The organism is Actinomyces oris (genome assembly GCF_001553935.1).
Lineage (GTDB): Bacteria > Actinomycetota > Actinomycetes > Actinomycetales > Actinomycetaceae > Actinomyces > Actinomyces oris_A.
In genome coordinates this window covers 971,466-995,355 of sequence record NZ_CP014232.1, presented here as the reverse complement: position 1 = coordinate 995,355, position 23,890 = coordinate 971,466, and the positions used below count along the sequence as shown (strand labels likewise).

Annotated in this window: 18 protein-coding genes and 1 tRNA gene; 10 read left to right on the top strand and 9 right to left on the bottom strand. The window is 64.6% G+C overall.

The genetic code is table 11. The annotated features are described in order from the left end of the window. Window positions 1-6: 6 nt before the first annotated feature. The 6 genes from AXE84_RS04235 to AXE84_RS04210 all read left to right on the top strand — a co-directional run bounded on the left by AXE84_RS04235 (window position 7) and on the right by AXE84_RS04210 (window position 5,484). Window positions 7-726 carry an ABC transporter ATP-binding protein gene (locus tag AXE84_RS04235; protein WP_060956965.1) on the top strand — a complete coding sequence of 240 codons (720 nt, stop codon included), beginning with the start codon at window positions 7-9 and terminating at the stop codon, window positions 724-726. Beyond that, window positions 723-2,114, top strand: coding sequence for an FtsX-like permease family protein (locus AXE84_RS04230; RefSeq protein WP_060956964.1), 1,392 nt, complete (start codon window positions 723-725; stop codon window positions 2,112-2,114). The genes AXE84_RS04235 and AXE84_RS04230 overlap by 4 nt, the downstream gene beginning before the upstream one ends. A gap of 168 nt (window positions 2,115-2,282) precedes the next feature. Continuing rightward, entirely contained in the window at window positions 2,283-2,768 is a 486-nt protein-coding gene (locus AXE84_RS04225; RefSeq protein ID WP_060956963.1) for a helix-turn-helix domain-containing protein, read from the top strand. Between the two features lie 3 nt (window positions 2,769-2,771). Further along, window positions 2,772-3,359 (top strand): PIN domain-containing protein, encoded by a 588-nt coding sequence (locus tag AXE84_RS04220; protein ID WP_060956962.1) that lies wholly within the window; start codon window positions 2,772-2,774, stop codon window positions 3,357-3,359. Between the two features lie 124 nt (window positions 3,360-3,483). Then, on the top strand, window positions 3,484-4,788 hold the full coding sequence (locus tag AXE84_RS04215) for a sensor histidine kinase (protein ID WP_236750139.1): 1,305 nt from the start codon (window positions 3,484-3,486) through the stop codon (window positions 4,786-4,788). A gap of 3 nt (window positions 4,789-4,791) precedes the next feature. Further along, complete coding sequence (locus AXE84_RS04210; RefSeq protein WP_081093057.1) at window positions 4,792-5,484, top strand: response regulator transcription factor; 693 nt, start codon at window positions 4,792-4,794, stop codon at window positions 5,482-5,484. Window positions 5,485-5,676: 192 nt separating this feature from the next. On the opposite strand, the gene AXE84_RS12825 is transcribed toward AXE84_RS04210, so the two are convergent. The 6 genes from AXE84_RS12825 to AXE84_RS04195 all read right to left on the bottom strand — a co-directional run bounded on the left by AXE84_RS12825 (window position 5,677) and on the right by AXE84_RS04195 (window position 14,284). Next, a complete protein-coding gene (locus AXE84_RS12825; protein WP_144020829.1) occupies window positions 5,677-6,189 on the bottom strand; it encodes a hypothetical protein in 513 nt (170 codons plus the stop codon). A 22-nt stretch (window positions 6,190-6,211) separates the two neighbouring features. Then, window positions 6,212-7,117, bottom strand: coding sequence for a DUF6731 family protein (locus AXE84_RS12820; protein ID WP_335339262.1), 906 nt, complete (start codon window positions 7,115-7,117; stop codon window positions 6,212-6,214). A gap of 397 nt (window positions 7,118-7,514) precedes the next feature. Further along, complete coding sequence (locus AXE84_RS04205) at window positions 7,515-10,568, bottom strand: type I restriction endonuclease subunit R (protein ID WP_060956961.1); 3,054 nt, start codon at window positions 10,566-10,568, stop codon at window positions 7,515-7,517. Between the two features lie 56 nt (window positions 10,569-10,624). Continuing rightward, on the bottom strand, window positions 10,625-11,521 hold the full coding sequence (locus AXE84_RS04200) for a GIY-YIG nuclease family protein (protein ID WP_060956960.1): 897 nt from the start codon (window positions 11,519-11,521) through the stop codon (window positions 10,625-10,627). Between the two features lie 4 nt (window positions 11,522-11,525). Next, entirely contained in the window at window positions 11,526-12,728 is a 1,203-nt protein-coding gene (locus AXE84_RS12480) for a restriction endonuclease subunit S (protein ID WP_081093056.1), read from the bottom strand. Next, on the bottom strand, window positions 12,725-14,284 hold the full coding sequence (locus AXE84_RS04195) for a type I restriction-modification system subunit M (RefSeq protein WP_060956959.1): 1,560 nt from the start codon (window positions 14,282-14,284) through the stop codon (window positions 12,725-12,727). The genes AXE84_RS12480 and AXE84_RS04195 overlap by 4 nt, the downstream gene beginning before the upstream one ends. A 696-nt stretch (window positions 14,285-14,980) precedes the next feature. Between AXE84_RS04195 and AXE84_RS04190 the strand changes: the two genes are divergently transcribed. Further along, entirely contained in the window at window positions 14,981-15,751 is a 771-nt protein-coding gene (locus tag AXE84_RS04190) for an MT-A70 family methyltransferase (protein WP_236750138.1), read from the top strand. A 130-nt stretch (window positions 15,752-15,881) separates the two neighbouring features. On the opposite strand, the gene AXE84_RS04185 is transcribed toward AXE84_RS04190, so the two are convergent. After that, window positions 15,882-17,924 carry a hypothetical protein gene (locus AXE84_RS04185; protein ID WP_060956957.1) on the bottom strand — a complete coding sequence of 681 codons (2,043 nt, stop codon included), beginning with the start codon at window positions 17,922-17,924 and terminating at the stop codon, window positions 15,882-15,884. Window positions 17,925-18,024: 100 nt separating this feature from the next. After that, on the bottom strand, window positions 18,025-18,663 hold the full coding sequence (gene upp, locus AXE84_RS04180; protein WP_003788190.1) for a uracil phosphoribosyltransferase: 639 nt from the start codon (window positions 18,661-18,663) through the stop codon (window positions 18,025-18,027). A 683-nt stretch (window positions 18,664-19,346) separates the two neighbouring features. On the opposite strand from upp, the gene AXE84_RS04175 reads away from it, so the two are divergent. Continuing rightward, window positions 19,347-20,210, top strand: a complete 864-nt coding sequence (locus tag AXE84_RS04175) for an aldo/keto reductase (RefSeq protein ID WP_060956956.1) — start codon at window positions 19,347-19,349, stop codon at window positions 20,208-20,210. 385 nt (window positions 20,211-20,595) lie between these two features. Here the strand turns inward: AXE84_RS04175 and betT are convergent, their stop codons facing one another. After that, window positions 20,596-22,818, bottom strand: coding sequence for a choline BCCT transporter BetT (gene betT, locus AXE84_RS04170; RefSeq protein WP_060956955.1), 2,223 nt, complete (start codon window positions 22,816-22,818; stop codon window positions 20,596-20,598). 168 nt (window positions 22,819-22,986) lie between these two features. Between betT and AXE84_RS04165 the strand changes: the two genes are divergently transcribed. Both AXE84_RS04165 and AXE84_RS12815 read left to right on the top strand, forming a co-directional pair. After that, a complete protein-coding gene (locus AXE84_RS04165) occupies window positions 22,987-23,580 on the top strand; it encodes a nucleoside deaminase (protein ID WP_208854574.1) in 594 nt (197 codons plus the stop codon). 117 nt (window positions 23,581-23,697) lie between these two features. Continuing rightward, window positions 23,698-23,786: transfer RNA gene (locus AXE84_RS12815), tRNA-Ser, on the top strand. Window positions 23,787-23,890: the final 104 nt, after the last annotated feature.

Genomic DNA, 23,890 nt, shown 5'->3' with positions numbered 1-23,890 from the left:
GCCGCTGTGGAGGCGCACGATCTGCACAAGTCCTTCCCGACCCCTGGCGGGGAACCGATCGAGATCCTGCACGGCATCTCCTGCGCCATGATGCCGGGGCGGATGACGGCGCTGGTCGGCCCCAGCGGGTCGGGCAAGTCGACGGCGCTGCTGTGCCTGGCCGGGCTGGAGCCGGCGACGTCGGGGCGTGTCTCGCTCATGGGGCGCGACCTCGGCGGGCTCCCGGCGGCGCGAGTGGCCGAGCTCTACCGCGACCGGGTGGGCTTCGTCTTCCAGGCCTACAACCTCGTGCCCTACCTGACGGTGCAGGAGAACATCACGATCTCCGACACCTTGGCCGGCCGGCGCCCCGACTCGGCACGGGTGCGGGAGGTCCTGGCCGGACTGGGACTGGAGTCGCGCGCCGACGCGGTCGCGACCACGCTCTCGGGCGGCGAGCAGCAGCGTGTCGCCCTGGGGCGGGTCCTCTACCGCCGTCCACCGGTCGTCTTCGCCGACGAACCGACCGGGGCCCTGGACACCCGTTCGGCCGCCTTCGTCCTGGCCGAGCTGCGGCGCCTGGCCGACGACGGGGCCGCCGTCATCCTCGTGACGCATGACCTGGGGGCCGCGGCCCTGGCGGAGAGCGTGCTCATCATGCGCGACGGCCGCATCGTCGATCGCCGCTGCGGCGCCACCCCCGACGAGCTGCTGGCCGCCGTCAACCAGACGGGAGCTGCGGCATGACCCGCTACACACTGCGCGCCCTGGCTACCCAGTGGCGGGCCTGGTCGGGAACGGTGGCGGTACTGGCCCTCGCCGCAGGGCTCATCAACGTCTGCCTGGTGCACCGCATGACCGTCACCCGGCCCGACGTCGTTGCCGCGGCGCGGGCGGCGGGCGTGGACCCGGCCGAGCTCACGGTTCCGGGCGTCTCGGTCGCCTTCTACACGGCGATGGTGACGGTTCCGGTGGTGGCCGTCGTCGGGCAGTCCTGCGTGCAGGCACTGCGCACGAGCTGGGCCCTGTGGAGACTGGCCGGCGCCCTGCCCCGCCAGGTGCTCGCCGCCGTCCTCGCCACCGTGGCGGTGCTGGGCCTGGTGGCCTGTGTGCCCGGGATCTTGCTGGGGATGGTCGCGGCCCAGCCCTTCGCCTCGGTGCTCACCCGCCTGGCAGCCGCGCGCATGGGGCGCATCGAGGTCGCCCAGACCCCGACGACGCTCCTGCTCACCGTGGTGGTTGTGGTCGCTGTCGCGGTCCTGGGGGCCGTGGGCCCGGCGCGCGCCGCGGTGAGGACGCCCGCCGTGGAGGCGGTTCGCGACGCAGCCCCGGGCGGGCGACGGCGCATGGGTGTGGGGCGACGGATCCTGGCCGGACTGTGGGCGCTCGCATCCGCGGGGCAGCTGCTCGTCGCCTTCCTGGCCCCGCCCGGGAAGAAGATCGACGGATGGCCGACCGGTGGGGGCCAGGCAATCCTGGCGTCCCTCCTGCTCGCGGTCCTCGTGGTGCTGCTCGCACCCGCGCTCATCCCGGGACTGCTGCGGCTGTGGTCGGCGCCGCTGGCGCGGCTGGGTGGGCCGTGGCTCATCGCGCGCCGTTCGGCGCTGTGGCGCAGCGAGTCGTCGGCAAGTGCCATCGGCCTGCTGGCCCTGGCGATCTCCTTCACCGCGGCACTCACGACCAGTCTCGCCACGGGGCAGGCAGTGGTGGAGGCGGCGCACCTGAACGTAACCATCAACCAGGTGGACTCACTGGTGCTGGCGACGATCCTCGGGGTGGAGGCGCTACTGGGGGCCGTGGCCGTCGTCGGCATGTCCTCCCGGTCCCGGCAGCGTGAGCTCGCGGTGCTGCGCTGCGCCGGGAGCACGGTGCGCGGCGTGCGCCGACAGGTGGTCATCGAGGCGGCGCTGTACGTGGGGACGGCGCTGCTGATCTCGCTCCTACCGCTAGTGGTGACAACAGCCGGCGAGTCCCTCTTCTACGCCAGAGCGGGGATGCCGCTGGTAGTGCGCCCCGGCATCGGGCCAGTGCTGCTCGTGGCCCTCCTGTCCTTCCTGGCCCTGGTCGCGGTGCTACTCGCTCCGATCCGGGGTGCCACCCGGGCCCCGATCGGCGCCGTCCTGGCGGCCGAGTGAGACGGGCCGGAGCAGGTCGAGCAGAGGCCTCTGGTTGCCTGGGGCTCGAGGAGGCTGGCAGAAGTGATAGCGCCCCGTCTTGTGTCAACGCCCACCGAGCCCTACACTCAAATCGCTCAAAACGATCAACTCGAAAACAGCGAACGAACAGCAGTGTAGGAGTGCGCCATGACCGTGACGATTGAGAGCAAGACCTACCTTCCCGAGGAGGATGTCGCCGGGCGCTTCACCGAGCTGGTGACGGAGCTTGAGGCGTCCTCCGGTGCGGCGCTGACCATCAATGGCGAGACGATTGACCTCCCACCCGCCGTGGCTGAGGCCCTTCTTCAGGTCGTGGATGCGATGCGTCGAGGTCTGGCGGTCACGGTGGCGCCGCAGGACCAGCGTCTGACGACGCAGGAGGCTGCTGATATGCTGGGTATCTCGCGGCCGACGCTGGTCAGGATGTTGGAGGCCGGCGAGATCCCGTTTGAGAAGGTCAGACGGCATCGTCGCTTGTTCCTCACTGACGTGCTGGAGTTCCGTGAGCGTCAGCGTCGGGCAGCGAATGAGGCCCTGTCGGACATGGTGGCCGACGCTCAGGCGATGGGCGCCTACGATGACGACCCTGCCGAGGTGCGCCAAGTCCTCAAGGACCTCCGCTCCCAGGACTGACCGATGGCGTTCTGCGCAGTACTCGATGCCTGCGTGCTGGTCCCCAGCGCGCTGCGAGACGTTCTTCTTGAGATTGCCGTCCGGAAGGTCTACAGGCCTTTGTGGAGCGAGAAGATTGAGGAGGAGGTTGAGAGAACGATACTTCGGCTGCATGCACTGCGTGGCAAGGACGAAGGGGAGTCCCGTGGCTACGTCAAACGACTTCGGCGGCAGATGAACCTGGCGCTGCCAGATGCCCAGGTGCAGGACTGGGAGACTCTTCTCCCTTCGGTCCCCGGTCTCCCGGATCCAGGAGACCGGCACGTCGTCGCAGCGGCTCTCATGGGACGCGCGGACGTCATCGTGACGTTCAATCTCAAGGACTTCGACGACGCAGCTCTTCCTGGTGAGTTGTTCGCCCAATCTCCAGATGAGTTTCTTCTCGATGTGCTGGGGCTGTATCCCGAAGCGGTTCAAAACGTGTTCACAACAGTGGTGTCCCGGACCGGCCGTAAAGGGCCTCGCTGGACTGTCGATGACCTGCTCACCCGCCTCGAGAAAGAGAAACTGAACGACTTCGTCGCCGCCTGCCGTCAGGAGCTGACACTCTAAGGCGTCGGAAGTTGTCTCGCGTCATTCGGTTCCCGCCGCAACCGTGCTTGGCGGCCCGCTGACTGTGGTCGGGGTTCAGATCTCGGGGCGTAGGGTACGGACGCAACGGGGAGGAGGGGTGCTGGTGTTCGGTGCAGAGCGCGGCTCGTCGTCGGTGATGAGGATTCGGGTCGACTGGCGGACGCTGGGGGAGTGGGTGCGCCAGCCGGCGCCCGCGCAGGCCGGCCCCGGCATCCTGTCCACGCTGCTCCTCATCCTGTGCGCCACCTACCAGGGCGACATGATCGGCAGTGCGGTGCTGACCGGCCGCGTCGGTGACGGCGGCCTGGTTGCGGGGATCGCCCCGACCAGAATCGGCTTCGCGATTCTCATCCTGGCGGCCGTTGGGTCGACGGCACTCCTCACTGCACGACGCAGGCACCCGCTGGCGGTCTTCCTGGTCGAGGGTGCCGTGTACGTGGCGGCTTCGGCGCTGGGGCTCAACAACTTCTTCCTCGTCCCGATGCTGGTGGCGTTGGGGAGTGCGGTGAGCCGGCTCCCACTGTGGCAGCACCTCGCGGTGATCGGCGCGGCCTGCCTCATGGCGACGGCCAGTGCGGTCCTGGTGGCCCCGCCCGGGGTCCTGATGGAGGAGTGGCTCAGCCAGGTGGTCGCCGTCCTGCTGACGGTCATCGTCGCGATGCTGGCGCGCAGCGTTGCGAACTGGCGGGCGGCGCAAGCCGGGGCCAGAGCCGAGCGGGAGCGCTTCCGGGTGCTTCGGGCCGAGCGCGACCGCGCGGTGAGCCGGGCCGGTATCGCCGCCGAGCTGCACGACTCCGTGGGGCACGGCCTGACCACGATCATCGCCCTGTCCGAGGGGCTGGCTGGTGGGGCCGACCCGGAGATCGATGAGGCGCTCGGCGGCATCAACGAGGTGGCGCGGGAGTGCCTGGAGCAGACGCGCCGGGCGGTGAGGGCCCTGGCCGACGGCGAGGATGAGCCGGCGGACTTACCGGACCGGGACGATGCCGGGCACCGGTCTTGGGATGAGATCAGGAGCGTCGTCGGCAGGGTCCGGTCGCTGGGCGTCACGGTCGTCTTCACCGAGACCGGGCAGCGGGCCGACGACGCCGGGCAGGCCGAGCTGTGCTTCGCGCTCACCCGGGAGGCGCTCACCAACGCAGTGCGGCACGCGCCCGCGCTGTCGCAGGTGCAGGTGTCCTGGGACCACGGTGAGTCGGCGGTGACGGTGACGGTTCGCAACGATGGCGCCTCGGGTGACCGTGGCGGGGAAGACAACGGTTGCTGTGGTGGGGCTGCGGAGGGGACCGGCCTGCCGCGGCTGCGGGACCGGATCGAGGCGGCGGGAGGCTCGCTGGACTGGGGGTCGGAGGCCGACGGCGGCTGGCGGGTGGCTGCGACGGTGCCGAGAACTCGCGGTGAGGGTTGAGGTGTGGGCGTGGAGTCGGAGGGGCTGAGGCCGACATCGGTCATGATCGTGGACGACCAGCGCTACGCGCGCCTGGGGCTGGCGCTCATGATCCGCAAGGCGCCGGACCTGCACGTAGTGGCGGAGGCCGGTGACGGGCAGGAGGCGCTGGAGATCCTGGAGCGGCTGAACCGGTCAACGGGGCTGCCCGACGTCGTGCTCATGGATGTGCGCATGCCGGGGATGGACGGGATCAGCGCGACCCGGGCGATGGCGCGGCGGTTCCCGACGGTGAAGGTCCTGGTGCTGACCACCTATGACGAGGATGACTACGCCTTCGGGGCGCTGGAGGTGGGGGCATCGGGGTTCCTGCTCAAGGATGTGCGCGCGGCGCAACTGGCTCAGGCGGTGCGGGCGGTGGCGCAGGGCGATGCCGTACTCACGCCGCGCGTCACCAAGGAGCTCATCTCGCGTGGGGTTCCACGAGCGCTGTCTGGGGCGCAGCGCGAAGGGCTGCGGGAGAGGTTCGGGGTGCTCACGCCCAGGGAGCTCGACGTGGCTCGGCTCATTGCGGAGGGGGTGTCGAACGAGGAGATCGCCGAGCGGCTCGTGCTGCAGCCCGCCTCCGTGCGCCGCAACGTCAGCCGCATCCTGGCCAAGCTCCACCTGCGCGACCGCGTCCAAATCGCCGTCGCCTGGTACAAAGGCTGTAATTGATCCGATACATGAAGCCTCAAGAGACGTGAATTGTAATTAAAACTTTCTGTAGAGGTTTTAGATTAGGTGACGTGAAAATATGGCACTATAGGTCCGCACTTAGTTTGCGGAAAAGTTGGCTACCTTCGATGAGTTGCAGTTTAATTAACGCTCATTTATGTGCAAGTCGTAGTTAGGCAAATGAATAATTAATCAGGTCGAATTCATATTTTTCCGGTGAAGGTCGGCGACTTTTAGCTGGTTCTTGTCGTCTCGGTCTTGAGTCGCGCTGGCAGTGATGCTTAGTGAGAGGAAACAGAATTCATATACAAGGCTGATAACGAGAAGACCGGCGGCAGTTTCTAATAGCAGTACGGTCAAAGCTCCGGGGAGGGGTAGGAGTGCTGAGATAGATAACACCATGCCTGTGGCGGGTAGTGCAAATAGTCCGACCATCTGCGGTCGGAACGTAGTGCCGAGTGTTTCTCGAACTTTCCGAAACACCTGCCCCCGTTCTGAGAGTAAGAAAACGACAACGATACCTGCCATGGATGCTAGGAATCCTGAGGCAGTTAGCGTAGCGTTGACTAGATCGGCAAAACCATTTTGAGGTTGCTTTAGGGAAATCCATTTAAATGATGCAAGAAGGCCGTGTATGCTAGGAGTAAGCAGGCTTCCAAAGGCGATAACATGTGGGTGGTCGAACAGACTGAACTGCCTAGGCATGACACGTCCTCCTCGCGCTGACTTAGTTTCGCAGATGCTCTCTATTCTGAGAGATCGCACTCTTCAGCTCGCTCACGGCGGTATCGTGAGAAAGTGGAACCTCATTATCGCACACAATTGTGGTGCGAGCGGTGAGTTTGTCCTGAATGAAGTCCACGATGTGGGTTGTAGTTCCATTGTGGTCGTCGATGCGAAGACGAGCTTTGGCCTGTTCTGTTTCAGGGATATCTGCGACCTTTGAGATTTCGTTCAGGAGAAGTGTTTCGCTATCTCGCCCTTTCTTGTGGCGCCCGAGGCTGAACTCAAAGAGGAGAGACCCATCTCCTCCGGCAAACCCTTCTGCAGCACGAAATGCGTCGCCGAGACGGCCGTGAATAGATTTAGATGCGTTGACGGGAATCTTGACAGTAAAGCCAAGTGCACCCTTAGCATGGCGTAGTTTCTCTCGTGCATCCTGTCGCAGAACCGGGGCTAGGTGAATTTCTAGATCTTTATCTCTGTAGCCGCCGACAACTGTCATCCACTCCGCTAAGGCGCCGCTTCTGGGGCAGTTAGAGGTGCCGAGAACAGCAATATAAGGAGTTCCGAGAACGGGGACTACATAAGCGGGTTCAACCAACTGGCCGCCAGCCTCTAACTCGAGCGGTGATGGAAGCTTGTCGCCGCGATCTACTCCTGGATTATCTACCGGTAGGCGACGTTTGCCTATGAGAAGAAAATCTTCTTGGGTTACTTGAGTGGAGCCTGACCATCCTCGATAGTCAATTCCATTGCGGCGAATATCCTGATAGCCTAAAGTAACTTGCTGACATGAATGATGTACGTGGCTAAATACTCTGTCAGCCACATTGATGACCTCTTTGCCGTCGTTATCGACAGCCTGAAGTTCAAAAAACTTAATTGTGCGATTGAGTTTAGATTTAACCATGGTCAAAGTAGCCTTTCTAGGATTGCTGCTGTAATTCCCTAAGTGTTGCAGGGGAGTGACGTTAAAGAGGATGTGCACCTAAGTTATCGATTAGTGTCAATAAAATTGATAGTAATGTAATTTTTAATAAGTGCGACATTGAAGTTTTGGAAATGTTTAAGAACTACGCTCTCGGATTCAGTCTACCATCAATCCGGGCAGGCGGTAGTGACTCTGGAGGTGTCGATATAGAAACGTACTCACCATAAAATTAGTTGAGAACTTAGCGCATCCCCATATTTCTTCATTGTGGATACTTATAGTTCATAATGTTGGTGAGTTGTTGTGGTATTTGGTCGTCTCTGACATACCTTCTCGCTGCCCTATTGGGGAGTGTCCCATATGGGCCCATATGCCTCTATTCCGTCGCTCCCAATCCCCGGAACCTCTCGACGTAGGCGGCGAGGGCGGCTTGGACGCGGCGCTTCTTCTCGTCGTGGCTGTCGTTGGCCGAGCTGCGGAATCTGGGGGTGGGTGGCAGGATCCTTGTGATCGCGGTCCCCTCAGTGGGCACGTACCCGTTCCTCATGGCGGCCTCCACCAGTGCCTTCGCCGGCCCCTCGCGCAGCCTTTCGTCGCGGATGATCGCCGCCAGCTCCTCACTGCGCCGCTGCTCAATGAATGCCCGCCACTGCTCGTCCACGTCCCCGAAGGCGGACACCGCGTGCACGAACTCCTCAATGAGGTCCCGCTTGTTGTGCAGGCTGGGACTGGACATCACTGCCCGGCGAATCTCCACCGGGATCTCCTTGTCCTCGCCGTCGCCCGCCTCCTCGCGGTGCTTTTCCACCAGCATGAGGACGTAGTCGACTCCCACCTCAACCTGCTTGACCAGCTCAATCTCGAAGACAAGATCGTCGTTGACGACTTCCTTCTCCACGTCGGCCCCTCGCCGCATCTCGGTGTACAGGTCCACGTACACGCTGCGGTAGTCCTGGAACTCGGCCTCGCCGATGACGTCGTCGTCTCCGAAGTTGTCAAAGCTCGCCAGGATATTGCGCAGCCGCAGGATCTTCCCGAACTGCCGGATGAACTCCTTCTGCTCGGCCTCCGAGGCGATCATCTGCCCCGGCTCGAACCTGGCCCGCAGTTCGCCAATCTTCTCCAGATACTCCTCCAGGTACTCCTTGTACGGCTTGAGGAGCACCAGCCCACCGGCGGCCTTGTTGCCGAACAGGGCGATGGCCTCATCGGTGTCCTCCTGCAGGTCCCGGAAGCAGACCACGTTGCCGTAGGTCTTGACTGAGTTGAGGATCCGGTTCGTGCGCGAGAACGCCTGGATGAGCCCGTGCGTGCGCAGCGACTTGTCTACCCACAGGGTGTTGAGGGTCTTGGAGTCGAACCCGGTGAGGAACATGTTGACCACGATGACCAGGTCGATGGTCCGCTCCGCCAGCCGCCGTGAGATGTCCTCGTAGTAGCCCTCGAAGCCCTGCGCGCTCGTGTCGTAGGCGGTGCCGAACTGCGCGTTGTAGTCGCGGATCGCCTCATCGAGGAAGGCACGGTCGTCGGCGGTCAGCTGCGAGGGGTCCACGGCCTCATCGGCCAGCGTCTCCCCGGGCGAATCGGTGTTGGGTGCGTAGGAGTAGACGATGCCGACGCTCAAGCGTCGGTCCGGGACCAGTCCCTCTTGCTGCCGCTTGAACTCCATGTAGTAGGCGCGCGCCGCCCGGATCGATGCCGTCGCGAACAGCGAGTTGAAACCCAGCACCCGCTTCTGCCCCAGCGTGTAGGAGGAGTTGCGCCGCGTCTTCTGGTCGAAGTGCTCACGGATGTAGCCCACCACCTGGGCCAGCCGCTCAGGCGCCAGCAGCGCCCGTTCGGTGTCGATGCCACTGATCTCCGCGTCACGCACGACGTCGGGCATCTTGATCGTGTCGATGTAGTCGATGCGGAACGGCAGCACGTTCTTGTCCCGGATCGCGTCCACAATCGTGTACGTGTGCAGCTGGTCACCGAAGGCCTGCGCGGTGGTGCGCAGCTGGACGTTCCCGCTGGAGCCGGAGTTCGCCGCGAAGATCGGCGTTCCCGTGAACCCGAAGAGGTGGTAGTTGCGGAAGGCCTTGGTGATGGCCGTGTGCATGTCCCCGAACTGGCTGCGGTGACACTCGTCGAAGATGAGGACCACGTGCCCGGTGTAGATGGCGTGCTTGCGGTTGTGCCCCACGAAGTTGGAGAGCTTCTGGATCGTGGTGACGATGATGCTCGTATCCGGGTCGTTGATCTGCCGGCTCAGCTGGTTGGTGGACTGGTTCGCGGAGACCGTGCCCTCGGCGAAGCGGTTGTACTCCTTGATGGTCTGGTGGTCCAGGTCCTTGCGGTCGACGACGAAGATGACCTTGTCGATCCCCTCCATCCCGGCGGCCAGCTTGGCGGTCTTGAAGGAGGTGAGGGTCTTGCCCGAGCCGGTGGTGTGCCAGATGTAGCCGCCGCCGGCCACGGTGCCAGTCTGTTTGTTGGCCGACGCCGTGAGGATCCTCTGGAGGATCGCCTCGGTTGCGGCGATCTGGTAGGGCCGCATGACCAGCAGCTTCTGCGCGGTGGTGAAAACGCAGTAGCGGGTCAGCAGGGCCAGCAGCGTGTGCTTGGCGAAGAAGGTCCGGGTGAAGTCGACCAGGTCCGTGATCGGCTTGTTGGCGGCGTCGGACCACCAGGAGGTGAACTCGAAGGAGTCGGAGTTAGCGGCCTTGGACTCGCGCTTGCCCCGCGTGGACTCGGTGACGTGGTCGAAGCGGGTGGTGTTCGAGTAGTACTTGGTCTGGGTGCCGTTGGAGATGACGAAGATCTGGACGTAGCCGAACAGGCCGGCGCCCGCCCAGAAGGAGTCACGCTGGTAGCGGTTGATCTGGTTGAAGGCTTCGCGGATGGGCACGCCGCGGCGCTTGAGCTCGATGTGCACCAGCGGTAGGCCGTTGACGAGAACGGTGACGTCATAGCGGGTGTGGTGGGCGCCGGTATCGACGACGTACTGATTGGTGACCTGCAGGCGGTTGTTGTGGATGTGCTGCTTGTCGATGAGCCGGATGTTCTTGGACTCGCCGTTGTCCCGGATGAGGGTCTGGACGTGGTCCTCCTGGATGCGACGCGTCTTCTCCGCGATCTCGTCCCCGCCGCCTGAGCGGGTACGGATCGACTGGGCGAAGAAGCGCTCCCACTCCTCATCGGTGAAGGTGTAGTCGTTGAGGGCTCCGAGCTGGGTGCGCAGGTTGGCGACGAGCTCGTCCTCGCTGGCGAAGGTGACGTACTCGTAGGCCTGAGCCTGCAGCTGGCGGATGAAGGCCGCCTCCAGCTCGGCCTCTGACTGGTAGCCGGCGCGGTCGGTCTCCTCAGGCTCATAGAGTCCGACGACGGTGCTCTCACTGGTGAGAACAACCGGTTCGACTCCGACGGCGGAGGCTTCACGAATGGTCATGGGAGGACGCTTTCGTCAGGGGTGGAGAGAATCTTCTGGGGTGGTGGAACCAGCGGTCAGGTCCCGTTCTCCCAGTCCTTGTAGGTGCCGCCCTCCCAGGTCCAGGCGATACGGCCGTTGCAGGAGTAGCCGACAGCAATAGAGCCGGCGGCGGATGGTGAGGGGAAGGGGACGTCCCGTGTGAGAGTGCCGATTTCTCCCTCGACAGCGATACTTCCGTCATCGACGAGTTTGGTGTGTTGAGCGCAGAGGGATTCGTAGGATCTGCGGGTGCTTGACGTGCGCCCGGCGTTGGTCCATTCGCCGACGACGCGGGATCCTTCTAGCATGATGAACTCGTCCCCGACTACGCGAGCCCGAGCTTTAACTCCGCGCTTAGGGGCAGTGAGTGTGAAAATCGGAGAGTCGATATCAGGTGGAGGTGTTTGCCGTTCAGGAGCCCTGTGAGTGCCACGGAGAATGTTGACTCCGAGGACCGGAAGAACGCCGCGGATCTGCTCGAGAAACACCTCAGCATCGGACTGCTGGGCCTCCGAGAGTTTCCGGGGCAGCGGTGTCTGGGTGTTGTCTGGTAGCGAGCAGCGCTTGGTGGTGTTGGCGATTTCAACAAGCCGGGCCTCGAGGTAGCCCCAGTGTCCTTCGTTGAAGGAGTCGTCACGGCTGCTGACGAGGATGGCCCGGTTCCACCAGTCTTTTTGACGGTCGTGCTGACGGAATCGAGCAGAGAAGTCTTCAGTTCTGCCGATATAACAGGCGACATTATCGATCGCATCAGGGTCGTCACCAAGGAGGAGATAGACGCCGTTGCGGTGAGCCTCGTCTCGAGCGAGGATGCGAGTGAGGGCTGTGCGAGGGCCTGAGAGGATATGGCCGGTCCACCCCGAGACGTTTGCGGTCGTGATGCCTCCGGGCTCCCCATCAACGAGGAAGAGCTCGATGTGTTTTCCGCTCATGAGGTCACTTCTTCTCGGGGAAGCTGAGGAGGCGGTCACGGTAGTACTCGTACTGCTTGCGACGAGCCTCGATCTCCGCGGGGAGGCCAGAGGTTAGATCATGTGCAAGAGAGCTTAGATGATTAAGTGATTCGGCTATTTCTCGTTGTTGAGTGAGTGGCGGGATGGGTATTTTGATACGTTTTAGGGCATTGGAGTTAAACTGTTGCTGCCCACCTTTGCTGACGAGAGATTCCGCCTGCTTCCAATAGTCTCGACTATGTGTGAAATGCCAGTAGAACTCTGGGTCTACTTGAAAAGGGTTGAGATTGATGCGAATGAGGTAGGATGCAAACGACATTGGAATCTCGGAACGGACAAGGAGGGTTTTTCCATAGGAAGCCCCGGTTCTGGCAACAAGAATGTCTCGGTCATTTACTATGAAGCGATTGCTGTCTGGGGTTATGTCGACATATTTTGCGTTGTTTGGTAGTAGGTGGCCGTTCGGGGAGATGTCGGTGATTCGTATGAATCTGTGCGTTCCTGTGTTTTTTGCTTTAGCTGTGAGTCCGTAATCGAAAGTGGCTACGCTCCCAAGAGTGATTGTGTGTTCTGAGTGCGTTGCGGAATTGGCGAAGTGCGAATACTGCTGTCGGCGGGCCTCCAGCTCTGCCTCCAGCTCCGCCTCCAGCTGAGTGAACTGGTCTAGCGTCTTCGCGACCTCGTGCTGCACTTCGAGAGGAGGGATTGGGAACTTGAATTTTTTGAACCCTTTCATGTCGACTGAAGAGAAGCTGGAGGTGGTTGTGTTTTTGATGCACCACTCATCCAATTTGAAGCAGTAGTAAAAGAGGAACTTTACGTCAAAGGAATCCTTGAAGTTGTCCTTGATTGCAAGATTTGTAAACCTCTGGTTTGAAAGGTGTGGCACTCGAACGAGTGCATGCTCACCAATAGTGGCGGATGTGGCGACGAGAATCGAGTCTGCTGGGAAGGTTTTATTGCCCTTGACTGCAGATGCGGAAATTCGTTGAGTTGAATCCCGTAGGATTCGTCCGCGAGAGCGAATGTCATCCATTCTGAACCAGGGGACATCGTTTCCCGCCCATGCTTCAGGATCACTTTTCGAGGGGGTGTAACCGTTTCGAGTCTCGAAAATTTCCTCCAGTGTCCGGAACTCCACGCCGTCGGGGCAGAGGTCACGGATGAGGTCGTCAATGCGGCTCACCGGGCACCACCTTCGAGGTCGGCGACGATCTCATCGATGCTGGCGCGCAGCACCGCCTGCCGCTCCACGATCTCCTTGATCCGGGCATTGAGCTCCACGATGTCGACCTCCTCGCGAGTGTCCTCCGCCTCCACGTAGGAGGACACCGACAAGTTGAAACCGTTCTCCCTGATCGTCTCCGCACTCACCAGCGCGGCCACGTGACCGACGTCGGCGCGCTTGGCGAGCGTCTCCAGGATCATCTCCTGGTTCTCCGCCGAGAGTTTGTTTTTGTTGCCCTCCCGTACGAACTGCTTCGAGGCGTCCACGAACAGGACACTGTTGTCCTGCTTCGACTTCTTGAGAACGATGATGCACGTGCCGATCGTCGTCCCGAAGAACAGGTCCGGCGGAAGTTGGATGACGGCGTCAACATAGTTGTTCTCCACCAGGCACTGGCGGATCTTGGCCTCAGTACCGCCGCGGGAGAGCACGCCTGGGAATTCGACGATTGCCGCTGTGCCATCCACCGCCAGCCAGGACAGCATGTGCATGGTGAAGGCCAGGTCTGCTCTCGACTTCGGGGCCAGCACGCCCGCCGGGGAGAAGCGTGGGTCGTTGATGAGAGCCGGATCGTCCTTGCCGATCCACTTTGTCGAGTACGGCGGGTTGGAGACGATCGCCTCGAAGGGCTCGTCATCCCAGTGCGCCGGGTCCGTGAGCGTGTCCCCGTGGGCGATGCTGAAGTCGGCGAAGTTGATGTCGTGCAGGAACATGTTGATCCGGCACAGGTTGTAGGTCGTCAGGTTGATCTCCTGGCCGAAGAACCCGCCGCGCACGTTCTCCTTACCGAGGACCTTTGCGAACTTCAGCAGCAGGGAGCCCGAGCCGCAGGCCGGGTCGTAGACGCGGTTGACGCTCGTCTTGCCCATGACCGTGATACGGGCCAGTACCTCGCTGACCTCCTGCGGGGTGAAGAACTCGCCGCCCGACTTGCCCGCGTTCGAGGCGTACATCGTCATGAGGTACTCGTAGGCGTCGCCGAAGGTGTCGATCGAGGACTCTCCGTAGGACAGGTCCAGGTCCCCGATCGCCTGCATGAGCCGCGTGAGCTTGTCATTGCGCTGGGCCACCGTGCGGCCCAGTTTCGTGGAGTTGACGTCCACGTCGTCGAACAGGCCCCGAAGATCCGACTCCGAGCCCGTGCCGGTCGCGGAGGCCTCGATGCTCTTGAAGATGCGCGAGAGGGTCTCGTTGAGGTTCTCGTCGCGCGGTGCCCGCTCGCGCACGTTGTCGAAGAGGTCCCCAGGGGCGATGAAGAAGCCCTTCTCCTCAATGATGCCCTCGCGGGCGCCCTCGGCGTCGGCATGAGACAGGAAGCGGTAGTCGAAGTCCGGGTCCCCGGCCTCGCGCTCGCCGGCGTTGATGTACTCGGTGAGGTTCTCGGAGATGAACCGGTAGAAAAGAAAGCCCAGGACGTAGGCCTTGAAGTCCCATCCGTCCACGCTCCCGCGCAGGTCGTTGGCAACCTGCCAGATCGCACGGTGAAGCGCAGCGCGCTCAGTCTCTTTACTCACAGTCGGCCTCTTCGTCGTCAGGATGGGGGATCGGGCAGAAGTATCCCACCAACCGAGGACGTCCGATGACCACGCGCTGAGGTTGGGGTGTTGGGGGATGGCGGCTACAGTCTTCGCCAGACAGCGAGCATCGGGCTTGGACCGGTGCGCATACTCCGGCGGCTCCGCACCTGAGGTGCGGGGCCCGCTTGTTTGTGTCGCTGGCCGGCCCGTGGTGGTTGGGAAGGGCGGCGTGCCGGCCGCCGGAGGTACGGCGAAGGGACGGTCTGTGTGAGTGCCCCCCCCTCATGGTCGGGGCCTACGGCACGGGCAGGCGTACGCCGCGCGTCCGGGGACATCCTGCGCGGGTGGGGACATCCTGCGCGGCCGGGGACCTTCGACGCCGTCGGGGACGGGAATCCGGTCCCCGAACGCGCGGACTGTCCCCGTCTGGAGCAGATCGCACCCGGCCACGCGGAATGTCCCCGTCGGCGTCGAAGACACGGTCGTCTGAGACCGCCGCGGTAGCGCGCGATCCGCGCCAGTCCCGCCGGCCCCCAGCACGGAACGGTCGGGAGTCCGGCTGGAAGATGTGGGACGCGAGCGGTACCCATCTGCATAAAAGACCCATGGGTGACAAACCAGATCTATTTCTGGTACATCTAAGGAGTGTCCAAGGCTCTGGGATCCTCTGCGGAAATCGCTCCACTTCCTACAGTGGAAGGAGGATTCCAGACCGTTCTGGCCGACCCTCCGTGGCGGTTCACCAATCGAACCGGCAAGGTCGCTCCCGAGCACCGTCGTCTGGGCAGGTACGGGACGATGTCTCTCGAGGAGATCAAGGAGCTCCCGGTCGGTGATGTGACCGCAGCGAACGCCCACCTGTACCTGTGGGTTCCCAACGCCTTGCTTCCGGAGGGCCTGGAGGTCATGCAGGCGTGGGGATTCCGCTACGTCTCGAATATCATCTGGGCCAAGCGCCGCAAAGACGGTGGGCCAGACGGCCGCGGTGTCGGCTTCTACTTCCGCAATGTCACGGAGCCGATCCTGTTCGGTGTCAAAGGCTCGATGAGAACGCTGGCGCCGGGGCGCTCAACGGTCAATATGATCGAGACGCGCAAGCGTGAGCACAGCCGCAAGCCCGACGAGCAGTATGACCTCATTGAGTCCTGCTCGCCGGGTCCGTACCTGGAGATGTTCGCCCGCTACGCGCGACCGGGCTGGTCCGTGTGGGGCAATGAGTCGGATGAAGAGATCACGCCGCAGGGGAAGGCTCAGCGGGGATACGCCGGCGGCAATATCGATCCTCTGCCGGACTTGGAGCTCAACGAGCAGATGAGCGACTGGCTCTCGGATCGTGTCGCCCGGATCCTGGCTGATGAGTACGCGAAGGGAGCGTCAGTTCAGCAGATCTCGACTCAATCGGGCTACTCCATCACTTGGGTACGGAGTCTCCTGACCAGGGCCGGCGTGGAGCTGCGAGAGTGAGGGCGTTCGACGCCGTCAGGGACGGGAAGCCACTCACTCTGCGCGCGAGGCATCCCAGGCTGGAGTAGACCGTGCCCGGCCACACGGAACGTCACTGGAAGCGCCGCATCAGTGCCGCTGCGGCACCGCCCTAGGAGGCTGGCTTGAAACCGATGACCTTGCCGTCAAACTTGTTGTAGCCGATGACGAGGTCGGGCTTGGCGATGATGAGCGTATCCTCATTCTCCAAGTCGATTCCGCTGAACTTAATTTCCTTCCCGGTCTTAACGTTCATGAGCGCACTGATCCGGTTGACGTCCCCTTTGCCCAGTATCATCAGCTTGACGATGCTGCCATCTTGAGAACTCTTCGCTACAGACGGGCATCCGGAGGATATGGTGTTTGTGTCCGCCTCCGGAACACTGAAGGAACTGCCTTGCTTGGGCTTGATCCGAGTGACGCAGCCGTCGCTGTTTGATCTTGCAGTCAGGCTGGCGTCACTGAAGTCCTGGTCCTTGAAGTAGGTGCGATGCTCCTCGGCTGTGAGGAGCTTTTTATCTTCCTCGACAACAGTCTCCTTTGAAGGCAGGGTCTGTCGATAGCTGCCCTGTTTCTTCCCCTTGAAATCATAAACTGTCACTTTGTACTCCTGGTCGGCTGACGAACTCGAATCGGAATCAGATTTGTCCTCTGCCTCCAGAGTTCCCCAACCGTCCTGGAAGTACCAGGTTATGAAGTCTGAGTCGGCCTTCGAGCCTCCGCCGAGGAACCGGGTCTCTCCGCTATCGATGTCGATGATGGCGTTCAACAGTGCCAGATAACGCTGATTGTCTCTGACCAGAAAGGTCGTACTGTATGTGGTCAGTGAGTCAAAGGGTCTTCCCGCCCCGGCGATCGTGCGCGACCACTTCTGTTTCTTGTCCGCACCCCAGGCGGTACACTTGTCGCTCTCCTTGCAGAAAATGGCGGTATCGCCGACGATTAATGCGGAGTTGCTGCTACCCCAGGGTGCCTTTGAGGTCTTTCCGGTTTTCAGGTCAATGAGGGTGGACTTGTAGACCAGTGTGTTGTTGCCCCATTGCATGAGAGCGAGTGAGTCATCGTATGATGACGTGAAGTCCTCGTCGTCAATGGTGGTCTTCCATGCTTCCTTGATGTTATCGCCCAGCGGGCCGTAAGCGGTGATCTCTCCAGTGTTCTTGTTGACTGTCAGGAGATGATCCCCGAAAACAAAAGGATCCTCAAAGGATGCGACGTCGATGCTCCAGGCCTTGTCCGCACCTTTGGTCCAGGCATTCGACGGAGTCACGTACGTTGAACCCAAGTAGACCTCGCTGCGCCCCAGGAAGTACCAGGCGGCCGCCCCTCCAGCGCCCAGAACGAGAATGATCGGCAGAACGACGGCGACCACTTTGAGCAGACGGCGTTTCTTCGGCGCCTGCGCCGGTGGTGCATACATCGGTGTCCCATAGGCCGGTGCGACCAGCTGCCCCGGACCGTATGCCTGCCCTGAGTCATAAGCCTGGCCGTGACCCAGTACGTATTCTGACGGCACCCGGCTCGGCACCCCGGGCGGCATCGCGGTCTGCTGGTCCAAGGGCTGAGCCGCTGCCTGCATCGAGGACGCCGAATACCCTTGGGCATCCGGCTGTGGCGCGACGGCCTGCGACGCCGCAGAGGCCGGCGCCTCCTGAGGCACCTGCGGGGGCGAGCCCTGCGGACCCTGAGGCTCCACGGCCCCATACCCTTGAGCGGAGGACCCATGAAGCGACCCTCCCTGCGGTGCCTCTCCGGGCGCCCCCTGCTGGTTGCCGCCATACTCCTGGGGAACCTGTGCGTACCCGGAGCTGGTGGGCGCCGCCTGCTGGGGCGGCGCCCCCATCGTCCCAGCAGCTGTTCCCACCGCCATCGTCGGAGCCATCGGGCCGATCTCGCCCGGGACAGGAGACTGCGTCGGTGGCGCCGGCTGAGCGCCACGACCGGCCTGGCGCGCCAGCACCTCCTGGACGACAGCGTCGTCGGACTGCTCCAGCATCTCGCGGACCCGAGGCGGGATCGACGGGTTGGTCGCCAGGATCGAGTGCAGATCGGGACGAGTCTCGGCGATCCGCTCGAGGTCCCGCGGCGAAGCGAACCTGCTGAGCGCCGTCGTCGCGTCGTAGTCGCCAGCAGAAGGTGAGTGCCCCGTCGTCATGTCTCCCGAGCCTAACGAAATCTATGGCTCGAGGTCACAGAATGAGCACATCAGCCTCCCGCCCAAACCGGCGAAATGACGCGGCCGGCGGGCCGGTGCGTCAGTCGACGATGCCGTAGAGGCGGTCGCCGGCGTCGCCCAGACCGGGCACGATGTAGGCGTGCTCGTTGAGGCGCTCGTCGACCCCGGCGGTCACCACCGTGACGTTCGCGCGCTCGCCGACCGCATCCTCCAGCGTCTTGACCCCCTCGGGCGCGGCGATGAGGCACAGCGCGGTGACGTCGCGCGCCCCGCGCTCCAGCAGGTAGTCGATGGCGGCCACGAGGGTGTGACCGGTGGCGAGCATGGGGTCGACGACGAAGCACTGGCGGCCCGAGAGGTCATCGGGCAGGCGGTTGGCGTAGGTCTCCACCTCCAGGGTGTCCTCGTCGCGCTTCATCCCCAGGAAGCCGACCTCCGCCGTGGGCAGCAGGCGGGTCATGCCCTCCAGCATCCCCAGGCCCGCGCGCAGGATCGGCACCACGATCGGCCGCGGGTCGGCCAGGCGGCGGCACTGGGCCAGCGCCACGGGGGTGCGGATCTCGACCTCCTCGGTGCGCACCTCGCGGGTGGCCTCGTAGGCGAGCAGGGTGACGAGCTCGTCCACCAGCTGGCGGAAGACCGCCGACGGTGTCCTCTCGTCACGCAGGACGGAGAGCTTGTGGTCGATGAGGGGGTGGTCGGCAACGTGGAGGCGCATGGGGACAGCCTAATGCCGTAGCCCGGTTCGCACCGTCGCAACGCGTGCCGGCCTCGTGCGCGCCCACGGCGTCGGCACGTCGCTCCGGTGGACTGGATGTGTCGCTGGCGTCGGAGGCGCCGCTGAGATCTCGCGGTGCTGACTGTGTTATGTCCAAATCGGACACAAAGGACGCTTCGCGTTCTTCAGGCCTGCAACAGACCCCCGGAATCATGCGGTTTCATTTCGCCTGTTTCAGTCCGGCAAAGCCCTTTGTATCCAATTTGGACATCGGGTCCGCTGTAGAGGCCGTTTCGGCCACCGCGCGCCGCCGCATCCCGATGCACAACCCCGCCCCAACCGGTCCCAGACACCCAACGTCTCTCTCATGGGTGGCGGGTCCGCCCGCAGGCCCCGTCCCGCGTTGCACGGTCGGGGACATTCCGCGCGGCTGGGTGCAGTCCGCACCGGGCGGGGGCATTCGACGCCGCCGGGGACAGGAGTCCGGTCCCCGCACGCGTGAGATGCCCCCGGCTGGAAGGAAAAGTCACCGGCCGCGCAGGATGTCCCCGTCGGCGGCCGGGCCAGGGCGCCACGCGCACGTCGGGCGGCCCGCACGCCAGTTGGGCCCGGCGCGAAAGGGACGACATCGCGCCCGCCTGCGGGGCTAGGTTGCTGAGACGGACCGCATCGAAGGAGAATTCATGGCCAACGGCTCCTCCCCCACCATCACTCTGAACAATGGCGTCGACATCCCGCAGATCGGCTACGGCGTCTTCCTGACCCCGCCGGAGGAGACCGAGCGCGCCGTGCTCGAGGCCTTCGAGGTCGGCTACCGCCACATCGACACCGCCCAGGCCTACCGCAACGAGGAGGGCGTGGGCGCGGCCGTCGCCGCCAGTGGACTGCCCCGCGAGGACATCTTCCTGACTACTAAGGTGTGGATCTCCAACGCCGGGGAGGAGCGCGCCGCCCGCTCCATCGACGGCTCCCTGCGCCGCCTGGGCGCCGACTACATCGACCTGCTGCTCGTCCACCAGCCCTTCGGCGACTACTACGGCACCTACCGCGCCATGGAGAAGGCCCTGGCCGCAGGCAAGGTCCGCGCCATCGGCGTCTCCAACTTCTTCCCCGACCGGTTCGTGGACCTGGCGCAGCACGTCGAGGTGCCGCCGGCCGTCAACCAGATGGAGACCCACGTCTTCAACCAGCAGGCCGACAACCGCGCCTGGTACACCAAGTACGACACCGCCCTGGAGTCCTGGGGGCCGCTTGCCCAGGGCCGCAACAACATCTTCACCCACCCGGTGCTCACCTCTGTCGGCGAGAAGCACGGCAAGACCGCCGCCCAGGTGGCCCTGCGCTACCTCATCCAGCTCGACATCATCGTCATCCCCAAGACGGTCCACCGCGAGCGCATGGTCACCAACCTCGACGTCACCGACTTCCAGCTCGACGACGCCGACATGCGGGCCATCGCCGCCCTCGACGAGGGGCAGGGCGTCGTCAACCACTACGACCCCGCCTTCCAGGAGCGTCTCGCCTCCTACACGGTCGAGGCGGACTGACTCTCGGACGTCTGCGGTCGTATCCGGCTACCGGCGGCCGCATCCGGCGGGGACATTCGACGCGGCCGGGTGCGGTCTACTCCGGCCGGGGACCTTCGACGCCGTCGGGGACAGGAATCCCGTCCCCGCACGCGCTGGATGCCCCCGGCTGTGAGGAAAAGTCCCCGGGCGTGCAGGATGTCCCCGTCGGCGTTGGGGGCGGAGCGCGAGACGGCGGGAAGGAGTGGGGAGGAGGCGGTGGGCCGGGGCAGCCCGGGAGGAGACCGGGGGACTGCCCGGGAGGCGACGGCGAGCGGGGCCGGGGTAGACCGGTCGACGGCGGGAAGGAGTGGTGAGGAGACGGTGGCCCGGGGCAGGCCCGACAGCGGGTGCCGGCGCGCGCGCCTCAGAGCCGGCGGGAGAACCGGGACTCGCTCTTCTCGGAGGTGCCCACGTACTCCAGCCAGCGCTCGTAGTGGTCGAGGACGTCGTGGGCCACCTGGTCGGAGTTCCAGTCGACGACGTCGTAGCCCTGGCCGCCGCTGTGCGGGCGCACCTCGAGGCGCACTGTGAGGTCGTCGGCCTCGTGGACGGCGAAACCGTAGGCGGGCACCGGTGTGACCACCATGCGCACCACGTAGCGGAAGGAGTCGATGGAGCTGGACTGCTCCTCGCCGCTGTCGGTGGCCGGGTGGGAGGAGACCACCAGGCTGGCGCGCCCCAGGAAGGTGCGCTCGTCGTCGGGATCCTGGGCCTCGGGGCCCTCGACGAAGACCTCGGCGGAGACGTTCTCCTTGCGCAGCTCGGTGGCCACCGCCTCCAGGGCCGGCACGATGCGCCGCTCCATGGCGTTGCCGGCCTCGTCGGGGGACACCGAGTTGAGGGTGTGCGTCAGGCGCTCGCGCCAGGGCGTCTGCTCCAGCCCCGCGGCCGAGCCGTTGAAGCCTAGGGCCCGGTTGCGGTCGGCCTGGCTCAGGGCCTGGTTGTAGGTGTCCTCGGTGCTCAGGGAGCGCCACAGGGTGTACATGATGAGGATGAGGACCCCGGAGAAGGGCAGTGCCATGACGATCGTGGCCTGCTGCAGGATGGGGATGCCGCCGGCCACGAGCATCGCGATGGTGAGAATCCCGGTCAGGGCGGCCCAGAAGATCCGCAGCCAGGCGGCGGCGTCCTGACGCGCCGAGCGGATGCGGCTGGAGAGGTTGGCCATGACCAGGGCGCCGGAGTCGGCGCTGGTGACGTAGAAGAGGATCCCCACGAACAGGGCCAGGGCGATGAGGATCTTCTGGCCCGGCAGGTGCTCCAGGATCCAGTACAGCCCCTGCTCGGGCCGCTCCAGGGTGATGTTCCGGAACTCGCCGTTACCGCGGATGACCAGGTCCAGGGCGTGGTTGCCGAAGATGGCCACCCACATGAGGATGTAGCAGAAGGGCAGCAGGAGGCTGCCAAGCACGAACTGCCGGATGGTGCGCCCGCGTGAGATGCGGGCCAGGAACATGCCCACGAAGGCCGCCCAGGCGATCCACCAGGCCCAGAAGAACAGGGTCCAGGCGTTGAGCCAGTCCTCGGGGCGGTTGTAGGCGTAGGTCTCCAGCGTCAGCTGCGGGAAGCGGGTGAAGAAGTCGCCGATGGAGCCGATGAGCGCGTCGATGAGGAAGGCGGCGTCACCGGTGACGAGCACCCACAGGGCCAGGCCGATGGCCAGCAGCACGTTGATGGTGGACAGGACGCGCACGCCCCGGTCGACGCCGGAGACGGCCGAGACGGTGGCCATGATGACGGCCAGGGCGGTCAGCCCGATCTGGGTGGGGAAGCCCTGCGGCAGCCCGAACAGGATGTTGAGGGCCACGTTCAGCTGGACGACGCCGACCCCCAGCGAGGCCGCGATGCCGAAGACCCCGCCGACCAGGGCTGCGGCGTCGACGATGTCGCCGATGACGCCCTCGGTGTGCCGCCCCAGCAGTGGGCGCAGGGTGGAGCGCAGCGTGAGGGTGTCGCGGCGTCGGTAGGCGAAGTAGGCCATGGCCAGGCCCACCAGGGCGTACAGGCCCCAGCCGGAGATGCCGTAGTGGAACAGGGACAGGACGATGGCCTCGCGGGCGCGGGCGGCCGGGGGGATGGCCTGGGCGTCGCCGGTGGGCGGGTGCACGTACTGGTCGACCGGCTCGGCGACGGCGAAGAACAGGATCTCGGTGCCGATGCCGGCGGCGAAGAGCATGGCCGTCCAGGCGAAGGTGGAGAAGTCCGGCGTCGAGTTGTCCGGGCCCAGGCGGATGCGCCCGAAGCGGGAGAAGGCCAGCCCCAGGATGAAGACCAGTGCGGCCGTGATGAGCAGGATGTAGAAGGAGCCGAACCATCGGCTCGTCCAGGTCACGGCCGCCTCGAAGGCGCTCTTGACGAGGTCGGGGGCGATGAGCGCGGCCAGGGCGACGATCGCGATGATGGTGGCCGACACGAAGAACACCACCGGGTTGAGGGGCTCCTTGCCGAGCAGGGTGCCGGGGAGGGAGCCGCCGGGGAGCCGCAGCACTGAGAAGCGGTCCGAGGACGGGGCCGGCTGGGAGGCTCCCGGAACGGAACCGCCTGGCGCGGACTCGCTCTCATCGCTCGATTCGGGGGACCGGCTCACCGACCTGCTCCGTTCTTCGTGGGGTCTTCGCGGGGGCTTCTTGGGGTCTTCGTGGGGCTTGGGGTGCTGGCCCGGGGTGCGGCGCCGGGGGCCGCCGGGGGCCGCGGGGGCAGGCGACTGTCCGAGCCCGGGTATGTCGTCGGGAGCCTATAACGAGATAATGAACTCGTGACGTCTTCACCTTCTTCTGCGCAGCCGCCGAGCCCGTTCAGCCCGGGCTCCGACGCCGGCGCGCCCGGCGGGTGGGTGGGCGTCGCCGCGGGGCGGGGTGGCGGCACGGTCATCAAGCCGACCCTCAGCCCGGCCGCCAGTCCGGTCATTGACGCCGCCATGGTGAGCGCTCTGGAACTGGCCCGGGCGGCCGGCGAGTCGGGGGAGGTGCCGGTGGGCGCCGTCGTGCTCTCGCCGGAGGGGGCGGTCCTGGCCGAGGCCGCCAACGCCCGCGAGGCCGAGCACGACCCGACGGCGCACGCCGAGATCCGCGCCCTGCGCGCCGCCGGAGCCGCTCTGGGCGACTCCCACCTGGACGGCTGCACCCTCGTGGTCACCCTCGAGCCGTGCACCATGTGCGCCGGCGCCATCGTCCTGGCCCGGGTGGCCCGACTCGTCCTGGGGGCCTGGGAGCCGAGGACCGGGGCCTGCGGCTCGGTGCGCGACGTCGTGCGCGACACCCGCGCCAACCACCAGGTCGAGGTGCGCGCGGGCCTGCGCGCCCAGGAGTCCCAGGACCTCCTGACCGCCTTCTTCGCCGACCGCCGCTGACGGGCCCCGCCGGGGTCGGTGAGCCCCGGGGCTTGCCGGGCACGACGTCGGTCGTGACTGATACCGCAGGACGTTGCGTTGGGGAGCGGGGCAACGTCCGTGTAACCTCGTGGGCGAGGTAGCGTGTCCGAGCGGCCGAAGGTGCAGATCTCGAAAGTCTGTGTGGTTCATAGCCACCCTGGGTTCGAATCCCAGCGCTACCGCCACGGGAGAGCCCGCCGAGCAGCCAGGAGCTGTACGGCGGGCCCTCCGCGTTCCCCGTTTCGGCGTTGCCCGTGTTGATGGCCTGTGGCTGCTCGACGTCGTGAGA

Bases quoted from the DNA above. Each gene is read 5' to 3' on its own strand.
- AXE84_RS04230 (WP_060956964.1), top strand. From the start codon at position 723: ATGACCCGCTACACACTGCGCGCCCTGGCTACCCAGTGGCGGGCCTGG.
- AXE84_RS04225 (WP_060956963.1), top strand. From the start codon at position 2,283: ATGACCGTGACGATTGAGAGCAAGACCTACCTTCCCGAGGAGGATGTC.
- AXE84_RS04220 (WP_060956962.1), top strand. From the start codon at position 2,772: ATGGCGTTCTGCGCAGTACTCGATGCCTGCGTGCTGGTCCCCAGCGCG.
- AXE84_RS12825 (WP_144020829.1), bottom strand. From the start codon at position 6,189: ATGCCTAGGCAGTTCAGTCTGTTCGACCACCCACATGTTATCGCCTTT.
- AXE84_RS12820 (WP_335339262.1), bottom strand. From the start codon at position 7,117: ATGGTTAAATCTAAACTCAATCGCACAATTAAGTTTTTTGAACTTCAG.
- AXE84_RS04205 (WP_060956961.1), bottom strand. From the start codon at position 10,568: ATGACCATTCGTGAAGCCTCCGCCGTCGGAGTCGAACCGGTTGTTCTC.
- AXE84_RS04200 (WP_060956960.1), bottom strand. From the start codon at position 11,521: ATGAGCGGAAAACACATCGAGCTCTTCCTCGTTGATGGGGAGCCCGGA.
- AXE84_RS04185 (WP_060956957.1), bottom strand. From the start codon at position 17,924: ATGACGACGGGGCACTCACCTTCTGCTGGCGACTACGACGCGACGACG.
- upp (WP_003788190.1), bottom strand. From the start codon at position 18,663: ATGCGCCTCCACGTTGCCGACCACCCCCTCATCGACCACAAGCTCTCC.
- AXE84_RS04175 (WP_060956956.1), top strand. From the start codon at position 19,347: ATGGCCAACGGCTCCTCCCCCACCATCACTCTGAACAATGGCGTCGAC.